A 16,190-nucleotide genomic window follows, 5' to 3' on the forward strand; every position below is an offset into this window, starting at 1 on the left:
CCCGATGAGCACCGCCCCGCTGACGATCCGCATGCACGAGCGCGACAACGTCGCGATCGTCGCCAATGACGGCGGCCTGCCGGCCGGCACCACCCTGCCCTCGGGCGTGGTCCTGCGAGACCGTGTGCCGCAGGGGCACAAGGTGGCGCTGGCCGACATCGGCGTCGAGGCGGCGGTGGTTCGCTACGGCGTTGCCATCGGCCATGCGTTGAAAGCCATTCCCGCGGGCAGCTGGGTGCACGAGCGTTTGCTGAAGATGCCCGACGCACGTGGCCTGGACGGCCTGCCGATCGCCACCGTCAAGCCCGAGCCGCAACCACCGCTGCAGGGCTACACCTTCGAGGGCTACCGCAACGCAGACGGCTCGGTCGGCACGCGCAACATCCTGGCCATCACCCAGACGGTGCAGTGCGTGGCCGGCGTCACCGAGTTCGCGGTGCAGCGCATCAAGGCCGAGCTGCTGCCGCACTTTCCGCATGTCGATGACGTGGTCGCGCTGGCGCATGGCTACGGCTGCGGTGTGGCGATCGACGCGACCGACGCGGTGGTGCCGATCCGAACGCTGCGCAACATCAGCCTGAATCCGAACTTCGGCAACGAGGTGATGGTGGTCAGCCTGGGTTGCGAGAAACTGCAGCCCGAGCGCCTGCTGCCACCGGGCAGCTATGCGATCGAGCGCAATGCCAACGAAGCGCTGGACGTGATCTGCCTGCAGGACGACGGGCACGTCGGCTTCATGTCGATGGTCGATTCGATGCTGCGCCAAGCCGAGGTCCACCTCGAACGCTTGAACGCGCGCCGGCGCGAGACGGTGCCGGCCAGCGAGTTGGTGGTCGGCGTGCAGTGCGGCGGCAGCGATGCGTTCTCAGGCGTCACCGCCAACCCGGCGGTGGGCTTCTGCACCGACCTGCTGGTGCGCGCCGGTGCCAGCGTGATGTTCTCGGAAGTCACCGAGGTGCGCGATGGCATCGACCAGCTCACCGCCCGCGCCACGACGCCGGAAGTGGCCGCTGCGATGATCCGCCAGATGGCCTGGTACGACGCCTACCTGACGCGCGGCGGCGTCGACCGCAGCGCCAACACGACGCCGGGCAACAAACAGGGTGGCCTGTCGAACATCGTCGAGAAGGCGATGGGCTCGATCGTCAAGTCGGGTTCGTCGCCGATCGCCAACGTGCTGGCGCCGGGCGAGAAGCTCAGGGCCAAAGGCCTGACCTACGCCGCCACGCCGGCCAGCGATTTCATCTGCGGCACCCTGCAGCTCGCCGCCGGCATGAACCTGCACGTGTTCACCACCGGCCGCGGCACGCCGTATGGCCTGGCCGCGGTGCCCGTCATCAAGGTGGCCACCCGCAGCGAGCTGGCGCGCCGCTGGCACGACCTGATGGACATCAACGCCGGCAGCATCGCCGACGGTACCGCCACGATCGAAGAGGTCGGCTGGGAGCTCTTTCGCTTCATGCTCGACGTGGCCAGTGGCCGCAAGAAGACCTGGGCCGAGCACTGGAAGCTGCACAACGCGCTGGTGCTGTTCAACCCGGCGCCGGTGACCTGAGGTCCGACGGCGCGCCCGACTGCCCGGGCCGGATCGTGGCACCGCGGCTTCGCGCGCCAATGCCGACGATGAACGTCACACGCCGGCGGGCCTTTCGAGCAGCGCCACGTTGACCTCGGTGCGCTTCACGAAGCCGAGTGATTCGTACAGCGCGATGGCCACGTGGTTGCTGCTCCACGCATGCAGAAACGGCTGCTCGCCCCGCGCTTCGATGCGGGCCGCCACCGCCGCCGACAGCCGGCGCGCGAAGCCGCGGCCGCGCGCGTGTGGGTGCGTGCACACGCCGCTGACTTCGGTGTAGCCGGGCAGACGCAGCCTTTCGCCCGCCATGCCCAGCAACCGCCCACCTTCGCGGATGCCGACGAACGCCCCCATCCGGTGGGTGCGGGCGAGGAACGGCCCCGGCTCGGTGAGCTGCGCCAGCGCCAGCATCTCCGCTGCGTCGGCCTCCCCGAGCGCGGCAATGCCGTCGAGATCGGCCTCGCCGGCCAGGCGGCGCGTCGCCACCATCTGGACGCCCTTCGCCTGCTTGACGGCATGCAGCCCTGGTGGGACGACGATCTCGGGCACTTGCAGCAGGTAGACCTGTTCCTCCGGCAGCACCAGATCGGCCAAGGCGGCGAGCGCCTGCGTGCTGTCGTCGCGCGCCGCCGCAAACACATTCACCTGCCGATCGAAACGCCGGGCCCAGGACGTTCCTTCCGACAAGGGTAGGTGGGTGGTCGTCAGGCTGGCCCACACGGGTCGATCAAGTGGATGCATCGCGTTTTCCTCCAGACTTCAGACGATCGGCGCGCTCGCACAGGCTCTCGTCTGCCAAGGCCTGCTCCAGCGCCGTCAGCAGCGCCAGCAATGACCGGCCATCGGCGGCGCAGGCATCGGTCACAGCGGCCTCGATCGTCGGCCAGGTCGATCGCTTGGCACGCGCCACGAGTTGTCGGCCAGCCTTGGTCAATTCGACCGTGCGCGAGCGCAGGTCGTCAGGCGACGGGTGCGCCTGGACCAGGCCTTCCGCCTGCAAGTTGCTCACCTGGCGGGTCACGCCGGGCTGGCTGACGCCGAGCACGTCGGCCAGATCGCCGACATTCATCGAACCCAACCGGTCCAGCGCCGCCAGCAAGGGGAAGTGCGACGCGGGCGTGGTGATGCCGGCAGACGCCAGCACGGCCTGGGTCTGCGACTGCAGGCGCTCACCGATGCGCTTGAGCCGGGTGCCGAGCGCGAGCAGGCCCAGTTCCTTGACGACGTCTTGCTTCATACGGGCAAATATTTATAACACGTTATATAACACTGTATCGACTGACGCAAGCCGCTGGCGTCCGGTCCCCGCCGCGCACGGTGTGGAGAGTCGAAACGGGTCGATTCAATGCAATGCGGCTGCCCGGAATGAGAAAAGCCCGCGACCATTGCTGGCGGCGGGCTTGCCTGCCGAACATCGCGGGCTGCGCGGCGTCGGCCTTCGAAGCGCTGGGTGACGGGTTCCCTGGACCTTCTTCAGTCCGTCTCCGCCCAGTGTTGCGGTCGGTTCTGCGCTCGAATGAAGGCCAGTGTAGGCGCAGCCGATGGCAGTCGTGTGACGAAGCGTACGGCCCGATTGGCTCTCGCCGGCTCAGCCTTGGTAGGGCCTCTTGACCTCGCCCCAGCCCCACTTGGGCATTGGCGCATCCACATCGACCGTGACACCGGGCTGCGAATTGATCACGGCCAGGCGTGAGCCCCACTCGATGTAGCCGACCAGCGCAGACCGGAACTCGGGGTCGTCGGGCATGCCGAGTTCGTCCGCCGTGCCGAGCAACAGGCCGACCCATTGGCGGCGCAGCTCCTGCGTCAGGTGCTTGTTCAGATGCTGGCGCACCATGTGCGGGTGGCCGCCATGCTGCTCGGAGTAGGTGGTGGGGCCGCCCAGCACTTCGCCCAGGAAGGCCGCGACGTGCGCCGGATGGTCGGCATTCATGTGCTCGAAGACCGGCGCCAGCAGCGCATCGGCTTTCACACGCTGGTAGAAGCGGGCGGTCAGGCGGTTCAGCGCGTCGATGCCGCCGACCCATTCGTAGAGGGTCGGAACGCTTTGTTCGCTCATGGGTGGCAGGTCCCGTAGATGTTTGAGAGGGGTCGTCGTCGCGCGATCCACGGCAGCCGGAAGTCGACCATCACCGGCCATCGCCCATCGCCCATCGCCCATCGGTCGACGTGAAGCCTCGAGACGGCCGATGGTATCGGCGCTGGCCTCTCGCCCAAGGTCGCATACGCATACCCGTAGGCGCGACCGAACCAATCACCGCCGCACCCGATGCGATGATCCCCGCGGCCTCGTGCCCCATGGCCGAGTGTCGAAGTCGGATGCCCAGGAGATCCATATGGCCAGCATCACGCAAGGGGCCGCGCGCCACCACCCGAGCCGGCGCCGCCCGATGACACGCCCTCACCACCGTGCCGCTGTCGCTGCCGGCATCAGCCTGCTCTGTGCTGGCCTGCTTCACCCCGCTCTGGCCGCCGGCCGCAAGGGCTTGTCGGTGGGCATGACGATGACCTCGGCCGAATACGCGGACCGCTTCGAGCGCTACCCGGGCCTGATCGATTCGGTGCGTGTGTTCTCGGCCGGCGCGCCACCGGCGTGGACCGACAGCCGCATCCTGCAGTTGAAGGCGCAGGGCATCGTGCCGTTCATCTCGCACAAGACCTACGACCCCAACGCTTTCAAGGCCTGGCTGCTGGCGATGCCCGCCGACCTGCCGATGGTCTACCTCGCCCATTGCCATGAATGCGAGGCCGACATGCCGGCGTCGACCTACGTCGAACACCAGCGCAGCTACTGGAACGTCGTCCAGGCGCTGCCGGCGTCGATCCGCCAACGCGTCAAGTACGGGCCGATCCAGACCAAGCAGTGGACCGAGAACTACGGCCGCTCGTATGCGACCTACGACCCCGGCATCGGCGACTTCTGGGGTGTCGACGCCTACGTCAACACCTGGGGCCTGGTGTACCCGGATGCGTCGACCTGGCTGAGCCAGATCCGCGCCTACGCCACCGGCGGGCGGCCAAAGTGGCTGCCCGAGCTGGGCGTGATCTGCATGCCCGATGATGCCGACGACAGCGCGCGGGCCGCGTGGATCGAGTCGGTCGCCGCCATCCTCGAAGCCGACCGCTCGTTCAAGCTGGTGTTGTGGTGGGACACGCTGGGCACGCCAGGTGGCGAGGTCGATGGTGTCGGCACCGTGCGCAACTTCAGGCTGAGCGAGAAGTACACGACTGCCGGCGGCACCGTGCCGGTCAAGCCCAGCAAGCAGGCCTGGCGGCGCTTCATGCGCCGCAACGCGCCCTGATCATCGCGACGGGTCGCGCGGCCACGGGCACCGGCAACGCCGCGCCGGCGTCATGCCGTGGCCGTGGCCCCATCACTCAGTTGGCATCGATCGGGGCACCGATCGTCACGCCGTGCCAGAACTCGTAGTCCGGCTGCTTCCAGCTGATGGTGGAGAAGGTGCCCACGAACTGCACGACGCCATGGCCCTCGGTGCCGGTCAGCGTCTTCTTCTTGACCTTCAGGCAGTCGGCACAACCACCGTAGTAGCCGACGCCGGACGACAGCAGCGTCGGTGTCTGGGTGAACACGTACCGTGTCGGCGTCGAGCTGCGGCCCAGCGACAGGATCGCCATCACCGGGTTGGTCACCGGCTTGCTGAACGTGATCTTGTAGACCTGGGTGTCGGTGTTGCCGACGAAGGCCAGCAGATCGCTGCCGCTCGGTGCGCCGGTCGCAGCGTAGGCGTCCGGCGAGCCGGACGACCAGTAGTCGGTCTCACCGATTTCGGTCTGGGCGAAGTAGAGCGTCGGGCCGCTGAACTTGACCTTGACGATGCCGCTGGGCAGGGTCAGACGACCGGTCACCGTGGTGGTGCTGGTCTCGGTCGTCCAGTCGGCCCAGGCTGTGTCGAAAGCATGGGCGCAGACGGCGCCGAAGAGCAACGCGGCAGCAGCCAGGGCGCGGGTGAGCGGTTGGAGGCGGGTGGTGGTCATGACTTGCATCCCTCTTGGTGTCTGTGTGTGAAAAAAGAGGGCGCCAGTGTGCCCATGAGAAAACGTTTCCACATCACCCCAAAGGGTGGGTTGACAAGGCGCCGGCCGCGCGGCAAATGCGCACGACGCCCCGCGTCGGCGGCGCTCTGCCCACGTCGCGATCGGTCACTTCCGCTCGGGCGTTAGCCGGTGCTTGTCAGGTCCTCATGCAGGGTCTTGCGCACACCGCGACTGCGTCACTATACTAAGCCGAATGGCTAACCAACAGCTCACGTCGGCACCTCTGCCGGACGTCTTCTACGCGCTGGGCGACCCGACGCGGCTTGCCATCGTCGGTGAGCTCGGGCGCGGGCCGGCATCGGTGTCGGCGTTGGCAGCGCCCTTCACCATGGCCCTGCCCTCGTTCATGAAGCACCTGTCGGTGCTGGAGCGCAGTGGCGTGATCCGCTCGCAAAAAGTCGGGCGGGTGCGCACCTGCGAGCTGGTGCCCAAGACTCTCTCACTGGCCCACTCGTGGCTGGCCGAGCAGCGCGCGCTGTGGGAAGCGCGCAGCGACCGCATGGCCGGCTTTGTCGAACACCTTCATCAGGAGGACCTCCCCCATGAGCAGCGAAAACGCAAGGTCTGAACGAACGATCTCGTCATCTCACGCCTCGTGCGCGCCCCGCGGGCCAAGCTTTGGCAAGCCTGGACGGACCCGAAGCTGCTGAAGGAATGGTGGTGCCCCAAACCCTGGACGACCGAGGTGCGCGCTTTCGACCTGCGTCCGGGCGGCGCCTTCCACACCTTCATGCAAGGCCCCGACGGCGGCACGAGCGACAACCCAGGCTGCTTCCTCGAGATCGTGGCGCCATCGCGCATCATCTTCACCTCGGCCCTGACCGCCGGCTGGCGGCCGCAGACCCCGTGGATGCCGTTCACGGCGATCATCACGATGGCCGACGAGGCCGACGGCACCCGCTACGTCGCGACCGTCATGCACCCCGATGAAGCCACCCGCGACCGCCACGAAGAACTCGGCTTCTTCGACGGCTGGGGCACCTGCATCACCCAGCTCGAAGCGTTCGCACAGCAGCTGGGCTGAAGGCCGCCGCGCCCCGCCGGCCGGCCCAAAATTGCAGCAAGTTCGGCTGGCGGCGCCAAGCCCGCGGCGGGCATCGGCTGGCCCGCCCGGGCGCGGCGCTTGCTCACGAAGAGCATCTGCTCATTTTGAACGGGAGATGCTCATGCACACCGCTTCCCACACCCCGCGAGACGTGATTTCATCGGACCGCGTCGAAGGCACGCCGGTCTACGGCAGCCAGGGCGAAAAGCTGGGCTCGATCGACCATCTCGAAATCGAGAAACGCTCGGGCCAGGTCCGCTATGCGGTGCTGGAATTCGGCGGCTTTCTCGGCGTCGGCTCCGACCGTTACCCGCTGCCCTGGGACATGCTGAAGTACGACACCGACAAGGACGGCTATGTCGTGCCGCTCGACAAGGCGCGACTGGAAAAGGCGCCCCGCTACACCCGAGGCGAACTGCCGCCGTTCACCGACGAGTACGGTCGCAAGGTCTACAGCTATTGGGATATCCCGATGTGGTGACGCGAGACCACTGACGCCAGCCCGGTGGGTACAACATCGACGCGATGGACCACCGGGCCAGGCGTGAGCGCCACCGAGGCGTCAATCCGGCGACCACAGCAGCCACGCCGCCAGCACCACGGCGCCCCCCACCTGCAAGGTGATGACGGCGGGCAGAAGGTCCAGCGGCTCCAGCCGAAAGGTCGGCATCAGCTCCAGCCAGAGGCCGAGCGCGGCGAAGGCCAGCAACAGCAGGCAGGCGATGGCCCAACGGGCACGGTCGGCGATGCGCACCGGTGCGCACGTCAGCTTGGCGGATTGAAGTGTCTTGTTCATGCGGGCTCCCAAAGCTCTCGAGGAATCGAAGTGGTGCCCAGTAGACGGGGCCCGAAGCTCAGGGGCTGAGCCTGCCGAGACAAGCCGCGCAAGAAAGGACGATGCGCGTCCCGCTGTTAGGCTGCGACGCCGACCTGGCCGCCAAGGGGCCCCTGCCCCGCGGCCTGTACCAGCCCTGTAGGCCCGCTATGTGGCCATCGGCGACGGGTGGCGCGGCGAGGTCTGAGCCGCCGCAGGGCGTCAAGCGCCGAGGCGCAGCACGCTGGCCTTCGACGGCACCCCCTGCTTGTCCAACACAAACAACAGGTAGAAGCCGGGGGGGGCGCCCGGTTGGCCGATGCAGGCAGTTGCACCGTCAGGTGCCGGCCACGCTGGCTGAAGCCCGGCTGCGACCTTCCGCGTGCGCCGGCCCTGGGGGCGCGGAAACCAATCTTCACGCGTGACAACGCATTGGACACATGCAATCGCCCAGAAACGATATAAACTGTATATATCGTTTTTACAGGAGAACACCATGACCGATCAGAATGCCGACGCCCCAAAGTCCAACGGCAGCACCGTACTGCCCGCCACCGCCGAGCAGGCGGCGGAAACGCCGAAGGTGCCCAAGGCCAAGCTGGTGCGCGACAGCTTCACGATCCCGAAGGCCGAGTACACGACGCTGAACGAATTGCGCCAACGCGCGACGCGCCTGGCCCAACCGGCCAAGAAGAGCGAGCTGCTGCGCGCCGGCATCGAGTTGCTGCGGAGCCTGTCCGACCAGGCCTTCCTGGCCGCGCTGGCCGCAGTACCCAACCTGAAGACCGGCCGTCCGAAGAAAGACGGTGACGAATCGGACCAGCCCGCCGTCAAGACCGGTAAGAAGATCATCGACAAGATCGCCGCCCGCCCCGCGGCCAAGAACGCGGCCAAGACCGGAGCGAAGGCCGCGGCAAAGGGCGAAACCGGCACCGCCAAGGGGCCGAAGAAGGCCGGCGCCAACGCCGCCAAGAACCCCGCCCGCAACGCCGCGAAGAAGGCCGCCAAGCAAGCGGCCGGCAACGACGCCAAGGCCGCTCGCCAGGCAGCCCGGGCTGCGCGCAGGGCCGAAGAGGAAGCCTGACGCCCGCGCTGCCGCGACCGACCGCGATTGCCGCGGACCGGAAGCTGCTAACTTTTAATTAGGGGGCACCATCTAACTTCATTGATGGTGGGATTAGCATGCGGACTCCAAGTCAGGGAGCACTGCATGAAACCCTTGTCACCAGCGAACATCTGGCGCCGAGCAGCGTCGGCACTGGCCGTCGCCGGCCTGGTGCCAACGGTCGCCTCGGCCGCTGCCCAGTACCGCATCGAGCCCGTCCCTGCGGGCGATGACGTGGTGCCGATCTCGGCTTCCGGCGTCAACCGGAAGGGCGAGGTGGTCGGGCAGGCGCTGGTCAAGAAGGGCAAGGCCGTCGCCGGGTACGCCTACCGCGGCGGTGTCACCATCCAGGTCGGCTTGCCCGGCGACGAAGCGGTGTCGATCAATCGGCGTGCAGACGTTGCCGGCGACGCCGCCGCCAATGCGGCCTGGTGGAGCAAGACCGGCGTGCTTCACAACCTGGGCACGAAGATGAGCTGCCAGGGCTCCAGCCACGCGGTCGGAATGAACGACGACCGCCTGCTGGCCGGCTGGACCAGTTGCTGGGGCGGCGACGCCCACGCCTTCGTCGCCCAGGGCGGGGTGGTGACCGATCTGCCCACGCTGGGCGGGGTCGGCGCCAATGCGCGCGACGTCAACAACGCCGGCCAGGTCATCGGCATCGCAGCCACTGACAAGAACGGCCAGTTCGGACCGCACCTGCATGCCTTCCGCTGGGAAGGCGGCGTGATCACCGACCTGGGCACGCTGGGCGGCGACGAGAGCGACGCGACGGCCATCGCCGACAACGGACACGTGATCGGCCACGCCCAGGACGCCTCGGGCAACTGGTTGCCCTACCTGCACGACGGCACGCAAATGATGCCGTTGGCCCCGTGCCGCGTCGACCAGTACACCACGCCCCGAGACATCAACTCGAAAGACCAGATCGTCGGCATTTTCGGCAACGGCAGGAAGAACGAGGTCTTCCTGATGCAGCGGCAGCGCTGCCACCGATTGAGCGACCTGCTCGACGCCAGCGGTGCCGACTGGGAACTCGACATGGTCGATGGGATCAACGACGCGGGGCAGATTGTCGGCAGCGGCCAATACCAGGGCAAAACGCGCGTGTACATCGCCACGCCGTTGGCGCCGTGACCCTGTCTTTCTTCACTCCAACCAGCCAAGAAAAGACCATGACATCACGGACTGTCCGCATCGCCTTCGCCGCATTGACCCTGCTCGCCTCCCTCGCTGCGTCGGCCGCCCCGCTCTACAAGATCGAACCCCTGAAGAACCAGGACGGCATGCGTCCGCGCTACCCGGACACCATCAACAACCATGGCGTCGTGATGGGCACTGCGCAGGACCTGGCCAACCGCAACCACTACCGCGTGTTCTTCCATGACCACGGGCAACTGACTTTCCTGGCGGACGGCGATGGCGCGCGCGTCCAGGACTTCAACGATGCCGGCGATGTGCTGGTGCAGGTACCCTTGACGCCCGCCGTCTTCTGGCACGACGGCCGCTATCAAGAGGCGCCGAAGATGTCGCTGGTCTCCCGGTTCAACAACCGAGGCGTGATGGCCGGCAACGCCGACTTCGGCCGGGAAACGCATGCCGCCATCTGGGACAACGGCACCATCACCGACCTGGGAACGCTCGGCGGCCCTTATGCGTCGGCCACCGATGTCAGCGACAACGGCTTCGTGGTTGGCGAATCGACGATCAATCCGGACAACTGGGACAAGCACCACGCCTTCATTTGGGCCAACGGCCAGATGAAGGACCTGGGCACCTTCGGCGGTGACACCAGCTACGCCTACGTCGTGAACAACCTGGGCCACGTGCTCGGCACGGCCAAAGACGAGAACGACGTCTTCACGCCGTTCTTCTACGACGGCGTCAAGAAGCGGCGCCTGCCAACCATTGGATCAGCGACGCTGCGGCCGCGCGACATGAACAATGTCGACGAGATCGCCGGCAGTTCGTCAGTCGGGGCCTTCATCACGACCGGCGGCCGCAGCCACCTGCTGATGGACCTGCTGGACAGCAGCCGCGAAGGCTGGGATCGGTTGGACGACATCGTCAGCATCAACGACGGTGGCGATGTGACGGGCACGGGCTACTTTCGCGGCAACCGCAAGGCCTTCGTCGCCCGGCGCATCGAGCCCTGAGACGCCGATCACCCTGGCCGCGCGGCGCGGTTCGGGTTGATCCCGGTTCGCTCTAGGGTTGCTCGCCTAGTTCGCCGCTGGCCTGTCGAGTACCCTGCACCGCCTGACCAGCCAGGAGGTGCAGCGTGAACCAAGGCATTGAAGAGCATCTGCGCGTCGCGCTCGAACAGCAGCGTGCCGCCTTCGCGTCAGAGATCTTCCCCACGTTGGCAGTGAGGCGAGATCGTCTCGCGCGCGTGAGGCAGATGACCGAAAAGCACGCGCAAGATCTGGCCGCTGCCATCGCGCAGGACTTCGAGAACCGCGCGCGGCAGGAAACCCTGCTGACCGAGGTCTTCACGGTCCAATCGGCGGTGCGCCACGCGATCCGCCACCTGCCCGGCTGGATGAAGACCCGGAGCGTGCCGACCGCCATGCACTTCTGGCCCGCGCGCAACCGGCTGCTGCGCCAGCCGCTGGGCGTTGTCGGCGTGGTGTCGCCGTGGAACTACCCGTACTACCTGGCAATGGCGCCCGCGCTGGCGGCACTGGCGGCCGGCAACCGGGTGCTGGTCAAACCGTCGGAGCTGACGCCGGCCACCAGCGAGCTGATGGCACGCATGGTGCGCGAGCACTTCGCACCCGAAGAGATGCAGGTCATCGTCGGCGATGCCGATGTCGGCCGCGCGTTCACCTCGCTGCCTTTCGACCACCTGTTCTTCACCGGCTCCACCGCGGTTGGCCGCATCGTCGCCCAAGCCGCCGCGCGCAACCTGACGCCGGTGACGCTGGAGCTGGGCGGCAAGTCGCCCGCACTGGTCGACCGCAGCGCCGACATCGGCGTCACCGCCGAGCGCTTGGCCTTCGGCAAGCTGCTGAACGCCGGCCAGACCTGCGTCGCCCCCGACTACGTGCTGGCGCCGCGCGAGATGGTCGGCCCGCTGGCCGACGCGGTGCTCGGCCGCATCCGCACGATGTATCCGAAGCTGTCGGACAACCCGGACTACACCAGCATCGTCTCCCCACGCCATTTCGAGCGCCTGCAAGGCCTGTTGCGCGATGCGCAGGCCAAAGGTGCACGCCTGGTGCCCACGCATGCCGAAACGCCGGCTGGCCGCAGGCTGGTGCCACACCTGGTGCTGGACGCGACCGAGCAGATGACGGTGATGCAGGAAGAAATCTTCGGCCCGCTGCTGCCGATCGTCGCCTACGACAAGACGGAAGAAGCGCTGGCCTACATCCAGCGCCACGACCGGCCGCTGGCGCTGTACTGGTTTGGCAGTGACAGCCATGCGCAGCGCCGCGTGATGGAGCAGACGCACGCCGGCGGCGTCACCGTCAACGATTGCATCTGGCACCTGGGCCAGGAGGAGCAGCCCTTCGGCGGCGTCGGTGCGAGCGGCATCGGCTCTTACCACGGCGAGTGGGGCTTTCGCACCTTCAGCAAGGAAAAGCCGATCTTCGAGCAGACGCGCTTCGCCGGTACCAAGCTGTTCTACCCGCCGTACGGCGCCACCTTCGACCGCATGATCGGCTTGCTCAAGAAGATCGCGGGTTGACAACGGCCTTCCACCACGGGCTGCGCGGTGCTTGCTGCGCAGCCCGTGTCGCTTCGGAGAGCTAACGCTGCAGTAACGCAGACCGTGGCGGCGGCCTCTCCCTAACTCGTCCATTCGGGTGCGACGCCCGCATCCGGACGACTGCGCCGGGCGTAGTTCAAAGCACCGAGCCCGCACGGCGGGCCGGCAACCCCAAGGAATGCCAGGGAACGCCGTTGGTTCTCGGCCGTCGGCATGCCTTGCCCGTTCGATGCATGTGTCAAGGAGCTTTGAATGAACACCCGATTTGCCGACCCCATCCACTGGCTGGGCGCAGCCGCGCTGCTGCTGGGCGCTGTCACGGCCCACGCTTCCGAGCCGGTCTACCCGGGAACACGGATCTGCAAGGACCCGATCTATGCGAACAGCACCGTCACGTCCTTCGGTACGTCCAAGAATGCGTTCGGCGGCCCGGCCGTCGCCCACTTCACCGTCAAGCGCTCCTACACCTACGACGCCAACTACGTCGACGTGCTGGTGCAGGATTCCGCCTCGTACTACTTCAACGCCACCTCCTCGACCCGCCCCGACATCGTCCCCGGTTGGTTCAAGGTCTGTGCGCGCAACAACGGCTACAGCACGATCTTCGTCGACATGCAGTTGAGCGGGTACTGATCCTCTCGCGTGTCGCTGCGGCCGGCCAGGTGCGCCAGGGCCAGTTGTCCGGCCCTGGTCACCGCGGCCACGCCCCCCCGCTGCGCGCCGGCTTGCAACTCGACCTCGCGCACCTTCGCGCGCGATCTCAGCCCGCCGCATACGGCTCGCTCAGCCGCTCGTTCTCGTCGATCCGCAACTGCCGCTCCAGCGCCGGAAAAGCGCGCTGGGCGCAACCCTGGCGGTCGCAGAGCTTGCACCCTGGGCCGATCGGCGTGGCACTGTCGGGGTCGGTCAAATCCAGTCCCTTCGCATAGACGAGCTGCGAGGCATGTCGCAGGTCGCACCCCAAACCGACCGAGAAGCTGCGCGCCGGGGAACCGTAGCCGCCGGTGGGTCGCACTTCGCAGTGCGCGATCCACAGGTAGCTGCGGCCATCGGGCATGCGGGCCACCTGGGTCAGCACCTTGCCGGGCTGTGCGAACGCCTCGTACACATTCCACAGCGGGCAGGTGCCGCCGCTGCGCGAGAAGTGGAAGTCGGTCGCCGACTGGCGCTTCGAGATGTTGCCCGCCTTGTCGACCCGCACGAAGAAGAACGGCACGCCGCGGGCCGAAGGCCGCTGCAGCGTCGACAGGCGATGGCACACCGTTTCAAAGCTGACGCCGAAGCGCTGGGCGAGCAAGGCGATGTCGTAGCGCAAGGCCTGCGCCGCAGAGAGGAACCGGCCGTAGGGCAGCACCAGCGCACCAGCGAAGTAGCTGGCCAGGCCGATGCGCGCCAGTGCACGCGGTGCGGCGCTGCTGAAGCTGCCGCCTGTCACCAACGCATCGATCTGCTCGCCGGCCTCCAGGTAGGCCAGTTGCGTCGCCAGCTGGAAGGCGCGCTGTCCGGGCTCCAGATGATCGGCCAGCAACAGCAGGCGCTGCGCCGGTTCGAAGCGGCGCAGTTGGTCGGCCGGCACGGTCTGCACCTTCACACGATGGGCTGACGCGAGATGCGCTTCCAGCGCGGCGGGCAGGCCGGCACGCGTCGCCGGCGCGAGCCGCTCGAAGAGCGATTCGGCCTGCTCATCCAGCACCGCCACGTGGTTGTGTTGCGCGTAGAAGAAGTCGCGCACCTCCTCGTGCGGCCCCAGCCCCGGCAAGGATTCGCCGTCGCGCTCGCCCATGCCCAACGCCAGGTTGGCCACGCGTGCCTCGGCGCCCCGCGCGCGCCCATGAAGGCGGATCAGCAACTGCGCCATCGCCGGCATCTGCTGCGCCAATGTGCGCAGTTCGGCATCAGGCACACCGCCGGGCAAGGCGGTGTCGGCCACGATCTCGTGCAGCTGCGCAAACAGCCGCGCCTCGTCGTCTTCCGAGAAGAACTGCAGATCCACACCGAGTGTCGACTGCAGCCGCAGCAACACCGCCACGCTGAGCGGGCGTTCGTTGTTTTCGATCTGGTTCACATAGCTGGGCGAAAGCCTCAGCGCGTGCGCGAGCGCCGCCTGCGTCAGGCCCCGTTGCTCGCGCAATGTCTTCAACTTCACGCCCAGGAAAGTCTTGCGCATCGCCATCATCGACTTCGCAAACTTCGCAGATTGCGCCAATCGCCTTCGCAGTTCGTAGCCAATTCAGCCGTTGCGATCAGCATAGCCGAATGCAAACATTGCGAACAGTATTCACCAATAGCGGAGCACGCCATGGACTGGCTCAGCCGACTGGCCATCACCCCTGACCTCGAATTGCAACTGACCGAGCTGGTCTTGCCGCACCAGGCCAACCACTACGGCACCTTGTTCGGCCCGAACGCACTGGCGCTGCTCGGCAAGGCAGCCTACCTGGCTGCAGCACGCTGCACACGGCAGTCGGTGGTGATGGCCGGTTCGCGGCAGATCGATTTCCTGGCGCCGGTGCCTGTCGGTGCGTTGCTGCACCTGCACGCCCGTGTCAGCCGTGTCGGCACCACCTCGTTGACCGTCGACGTGCGCGCCGTCATGGATGCCGCACCTGGCACGCGGGCAACCGAAGTGCTGCGCGGCGGCTTCGAGATGGTGGCGGTGGACGACCTTGGCCGCCCGACGCCGCTTCTTCGCGCCACGGCACAGCTCGAGGCCACGCTGTGATGAACGGCACCTCGCTCATTCCCGGTGTCAAGCCAAAAAAGTCGGTCGCCCTTTCCGGCGTCACTGCCGGCAACACCGCACTGTGCACAGTCGGCCGCAGCGGCAACGATCTGCACTACCGCGGCTACGACATCCTCGACCTCGCCGAAGCCTGCGAGTTCGAAGAGGTTGCGCATCTGCTGGTGCACGGCAAGCTGCCCACAGCCGCCGAATTGCGCGCCTACAAGTCCAAGTTGCGCTCGCTGCGTGGACTGCCGGCCAGCGTAAAGGACGCGCTGGAGAAGCTGCCCGCCGGTGCCCACCCGATGGACGTGATGCGCACCGGCGTCTCGGCCCTGGGCTGCGTGCTGCCCGAGAAGGACGACCACAACCTGCCCGGCGCGCGCGACATCGCCGACCGGTTGATGGCATCGCTCGGCTCGATGCTGCTGTACTGGCACCACTGGGCGTCGCAAGGCCGCCGCATCGAGGTCGAGACCGACGACGACTCGATCGGCGCGCATTTCCTGCACCTGCTGCATGGCGAGAAGCCGAGCAAGAGTTGGGAGCGCGCGATGCACACCTCGCTCGTCCTCTACGCCGAGCACGAGTTCAACGCCTCGACCTTCGCGGCCCGCGTGGTCGCCGGCACCGGCAGCGATGTGTACTCGGCCATCACCGGCGCGATCGGCGCGCTGCGCGGCCCCAAGCACGGCGGCGCCAACGAGGTGGCCTTCGAGATCCAGAAGCGCTACGACTCGGCGGACGAAGCCGAGGCCGACATCCGCCGCCGCGTCGAGGCGAAGGAAGTCGTCATCGGCTTCGGCCACCCGGTCTACACCACCGGCGACCCACGCAACGAGGTGATCAAGAAGGTGGCGTGCCGGCTGTCCCAAGAAGCCGGCACGACCAAGATGTTCGACATCGCCGAGCGGCTGGAGCGGGTGATGTGGAACGCCAAGCGCATGTTCCCCAACCTCGACTGGTTCAGCGCGGTCAGCTACCACATGATGAGCGTGCCGACCGCCATGTTCACACCGCTGTTCGTCATCGCCCGCACCAGCGGCTGGGCCGCCCATGTGATCGAGCAGCGGCAGGACAACAAGATCATCCGCCCCAGCGCCCACTACACCGGCCCCGAAGACCTGCCCTTCGTCGCGATGGCCGACCGGATCTAA

General features: G+C 67.1%; 18 protein-coding genes. 12 read left to right on the forward strand and 6 right to left on the reverse strand.

The genetic code is table 11. The features are described from left to right. Window positions 1-4: 4 nt before the first annotated feature. Window positions 5-1,555, forward strand: a complete 1,551-nt coding sequence (gene garD / locus VFY73_RS05270; protein ID WP_329716870.1) for a galactarate dehydratase — start codon at window positions 5-7, stop codon at window positions 1,553-1,555. Between the two features lie 75 nt (window positions 1,556-1,630). On the opposite strand, the gene VFY73_RS05275 is transcribed toward garD, so the two are convergent. The 3 genes from VFY73_RS05275 to VFY73_RS05285 all read right to left on the reverse strand — a co-directional run bounded on the left by VFY73_RS05275 (window position 1,631) and on the right by VFY73_RS05285 (window position 3,635). Further along, window positions 1,631-2,317, reverse strand: a complete 687-nt coding sequence (locus tag VFY73_RS05275; RefSeq protein ID WP_329716871.1) for a GNAT family N-acetyltransferase — start codon at window positions 2,315-2,317, stop codon at window positions 1,631-1,633. Then, window positions 2,304-2,813 (reverse strand): MarR family winged helix-turn-helix transcriptional regulator, encoded by a 510-nt coding sequence (locus VFY73_RS05280; RefSeq protein WP_329716872.1) that lies wholly within the window; start codon window positions 2,811-2,813, stop codon window positions 2,304-2,306. Before VFY73_RS05280 ends, VFY73_RS05275 begins: the two co-directional genes overlap by 14 nt. Before the next feature lie 351 nt (window positions 2,814-3,164). Further along, complete coding sequence (locus tag VFY73_RS05285) at window positions 3,165-3,635, reverse strand: group II truncated hemoglobin (protein ID WP_329716873.1); 471 nt, start codon at window positions 3,633-3,635, stop codon at window positions 3,165-3,167. Window positions 3,636-3,912: 277 nt separating this feature from the next. On the opposite strand from VFY73_RS05285, the gene VFY73_RS05290 reads away from it, so the two are divergent. After that, window positions 3,913-4,878 (forward strand): hypothetical protein, encoded by a 966-nt coding sequence (locus VFY73_RS05290; RefSeq protein ID WP_329716874.1) that lies wholly within the window; start codon window positions 3,913-3,915, stop codon window positions 4,876-4,878. 76 nt (window positions 4,879-4,954) lie between these two features. Here the strand turns inward: VFY73_RS05290 and VFY73_RS05295 are convergent, their stop codons facing one another. Next, window positions 4,955-5,572 (reverse strand): hypothetical protein, encoded by a 618-nt coding sequence (locus VFY73_RS05295; protein WP_329716875.1) that lies wholly within the window; start codon window positions 5,570-5,572, stop codon window positions 4,955-4,957. 253 nt (window positions 5,573-5,825) lie between these two features. On the opposite strand from VFY73_RS05295, the gene VFY73_RS05300 reads away from it, so the two are divergent. The 3 genes from VFY73_RS05300 to VFY73_RS05310 all read left to right on the forward strand — a co-directional run bounded on the left by VFY73_RS05300 (window position 5,826) and on the right by VFY73_RS05310 (window position 7,158). After that, the gene (locus VFY73_RS05300; protein WP_329716876.1) at window positions 5,826-6,200 is read left to right on the forward strand and encodes a metalloregulator ArsR/SmtB family transcription factor; all 375 of its coding nucleotides are present in this window, start codon (window positions 5,826-5,828) and stop codon (window positions 6,198-6,200) included. A gap of 27 nt (window positions 6,201-6,227) precedes the next feature. After that, a complete protein-coding gene (locus VFY73_RS05305; protein ID WP_329716877.1) occupies window positions 6,228-6,656 on the forward strand; it encodes an SRPBCC family protein in 429 nt (142 codons plus the stop codon). Window positions 6,657-6,798: 142 nt separating this feature from the next. Then, a complete protein-coding gene (locus tag VFY73_RS05310) occupies window positions 6,799-7,158 on the forward strand; it encodes a PRC-barrel domain-containing protein (RefSeq protein ID WP_329716878.1) in 360 nt (119 codons plus the stop codon). An 81-nt stretch (window positions 7,159-7,239) separates the two neighbouring features. On the opposite strand, the gene VFY73_RS05315 is transcribed toward VFY73_RS05310, so the two are convergent. Then, window positions 7,240-7,473 (reverse strand): hypothetical protein, encoded by a 234-nt coding sequence (locus VFY73_RS05315; protein ID WP_329716879.1) that lies wholly within the window; start codon window positions 7,471-7,473, stop codon window positions 7,240-7,242. A gap of 514 nt (window positions 7,474-7,987) precedes the next feature. Here VFY73_RS05315 and VFY73_RS05320 point away from each other — a divergent pair. The 5 genes from VFY73_RS05320 to VFY73_RS05340 all read left to right on the forward strand — a co-directional run bounded on the left by VFY73_RS05320 (window position 7,988) and on the right by VFY73_RS05340 (window position 12,944). Continuing rightward, the gene (locus VFY73_RS05320) at window positions 7,988-8,575 is read left to right on the forward strand and encodes a hypothetical protein (protein WP_329716880.1); all 588 of its coding nucleotides are present in this window, start codon (window positions 7,988-7,990) and stop codon (window positions 8,573-8,575) included. A 126-nt stretch (window positions 8,576-8,701) separates the two neighbouring features. Then, on the forward strand, window positions 8,702-9,733 hold the full coding sequence (locus VFY73_RS05325; protein WP_329716881.1) for a hypothetical protein: 1,032 nt from the start codon (window positions 8,702-8,704) through the stop codon (window positions 9,731-9,733). Window positions 9,734-9,771: 38 nt separating this feature from the next. Next, window positions 9,772-10,752 (forward strand): hypothetical protein, encoded by a 981-nt coding sequence (locus tag VFY73_RS05330; protein WP_329716882.1) that lies wholly within the window; start codon window positions 9,772-9,774, stop codon window positions 10,750-10,752. A gap of 125 nt (window positions 10,753-10,877) precedes the next feature. Continuing rightward, window positions 10,878-12,290, forward strand: coding sequence for a coniferyl aldehyde dehydrogenase (locus VFY73_RS05335; RefSeq protein WP_329716883.1), 1,413 nt, complete (start codon window positions 10,878-10,880; stop codon window positions 12,288-12,290). A gap of 273 nt (window positions 12,291-12,563) precedes the next feature. After that, window positions 12,564-12,944 carry a hypothetical protein gene (locus VFY73_RS05340; protein ID WP_329716884.1) on the forward strand — a complete coding sequence of 127 codons (381 nt, stop codon included), beginning with the start codon at window positions 12,564-12,566 and terminating at the stop codon, window positions 12,942-12,944. Window positions 12,945-13,071: 127 nt separating this feature from the next. Here the strand turns inward: VFY73_RS05340 and VFY73_RS05345 are convergent, their stop codons facing one another. Further along, window positions 13,072-14,478, reverse strand: a complete 1,407-nt coding sequence (locus VFY73_RS05345; protein WP_329716885.1) for a short-chain fatty acyl-CoA regulator family protein — start codon at window positions 14,476-14,478, stop codon at window positions 13,072-13,074. Window positions 14,479-14,610: 132 nt separating this feature from the next. On the opposite strand from VFY73_RS05345, the gene VFY73_RS05350 reads away from it, so the two are divergent. After that, window positions 14,611-15,033, forward strand: a complete 423-nt coding sequence (locus VFY73_RS05350; RefSeq protein WP_329716886.1) for an acyl-CoA thioesterase — start codon at window positions 14,611-14,613, stop codon at window positions 15,031-15,033. Next, complete coding sequence (gene prpC / locus VFY73_RS05355) at window positions 15,033-16,190, forward strand: bifunctional 2-methylcitrate synthase/citrate synthase (protein WP_329716887.1); 1,158 nt, start codon at window positions 15,033-15,035, stop codon at window positions 16,188-16,190. Before VFY73_RS05350 ends, prpC begins: the two co-directional genes overlap by 1 nt.

The organism is Ideonella sp. (assembly GCF_036277275.1).
Taxonomy (GTDB): Bacteria; Pseudomonadota; Gammaproteobacteria; order Burkholderiales; family Burkholderiaceae_C; genus Ideonella.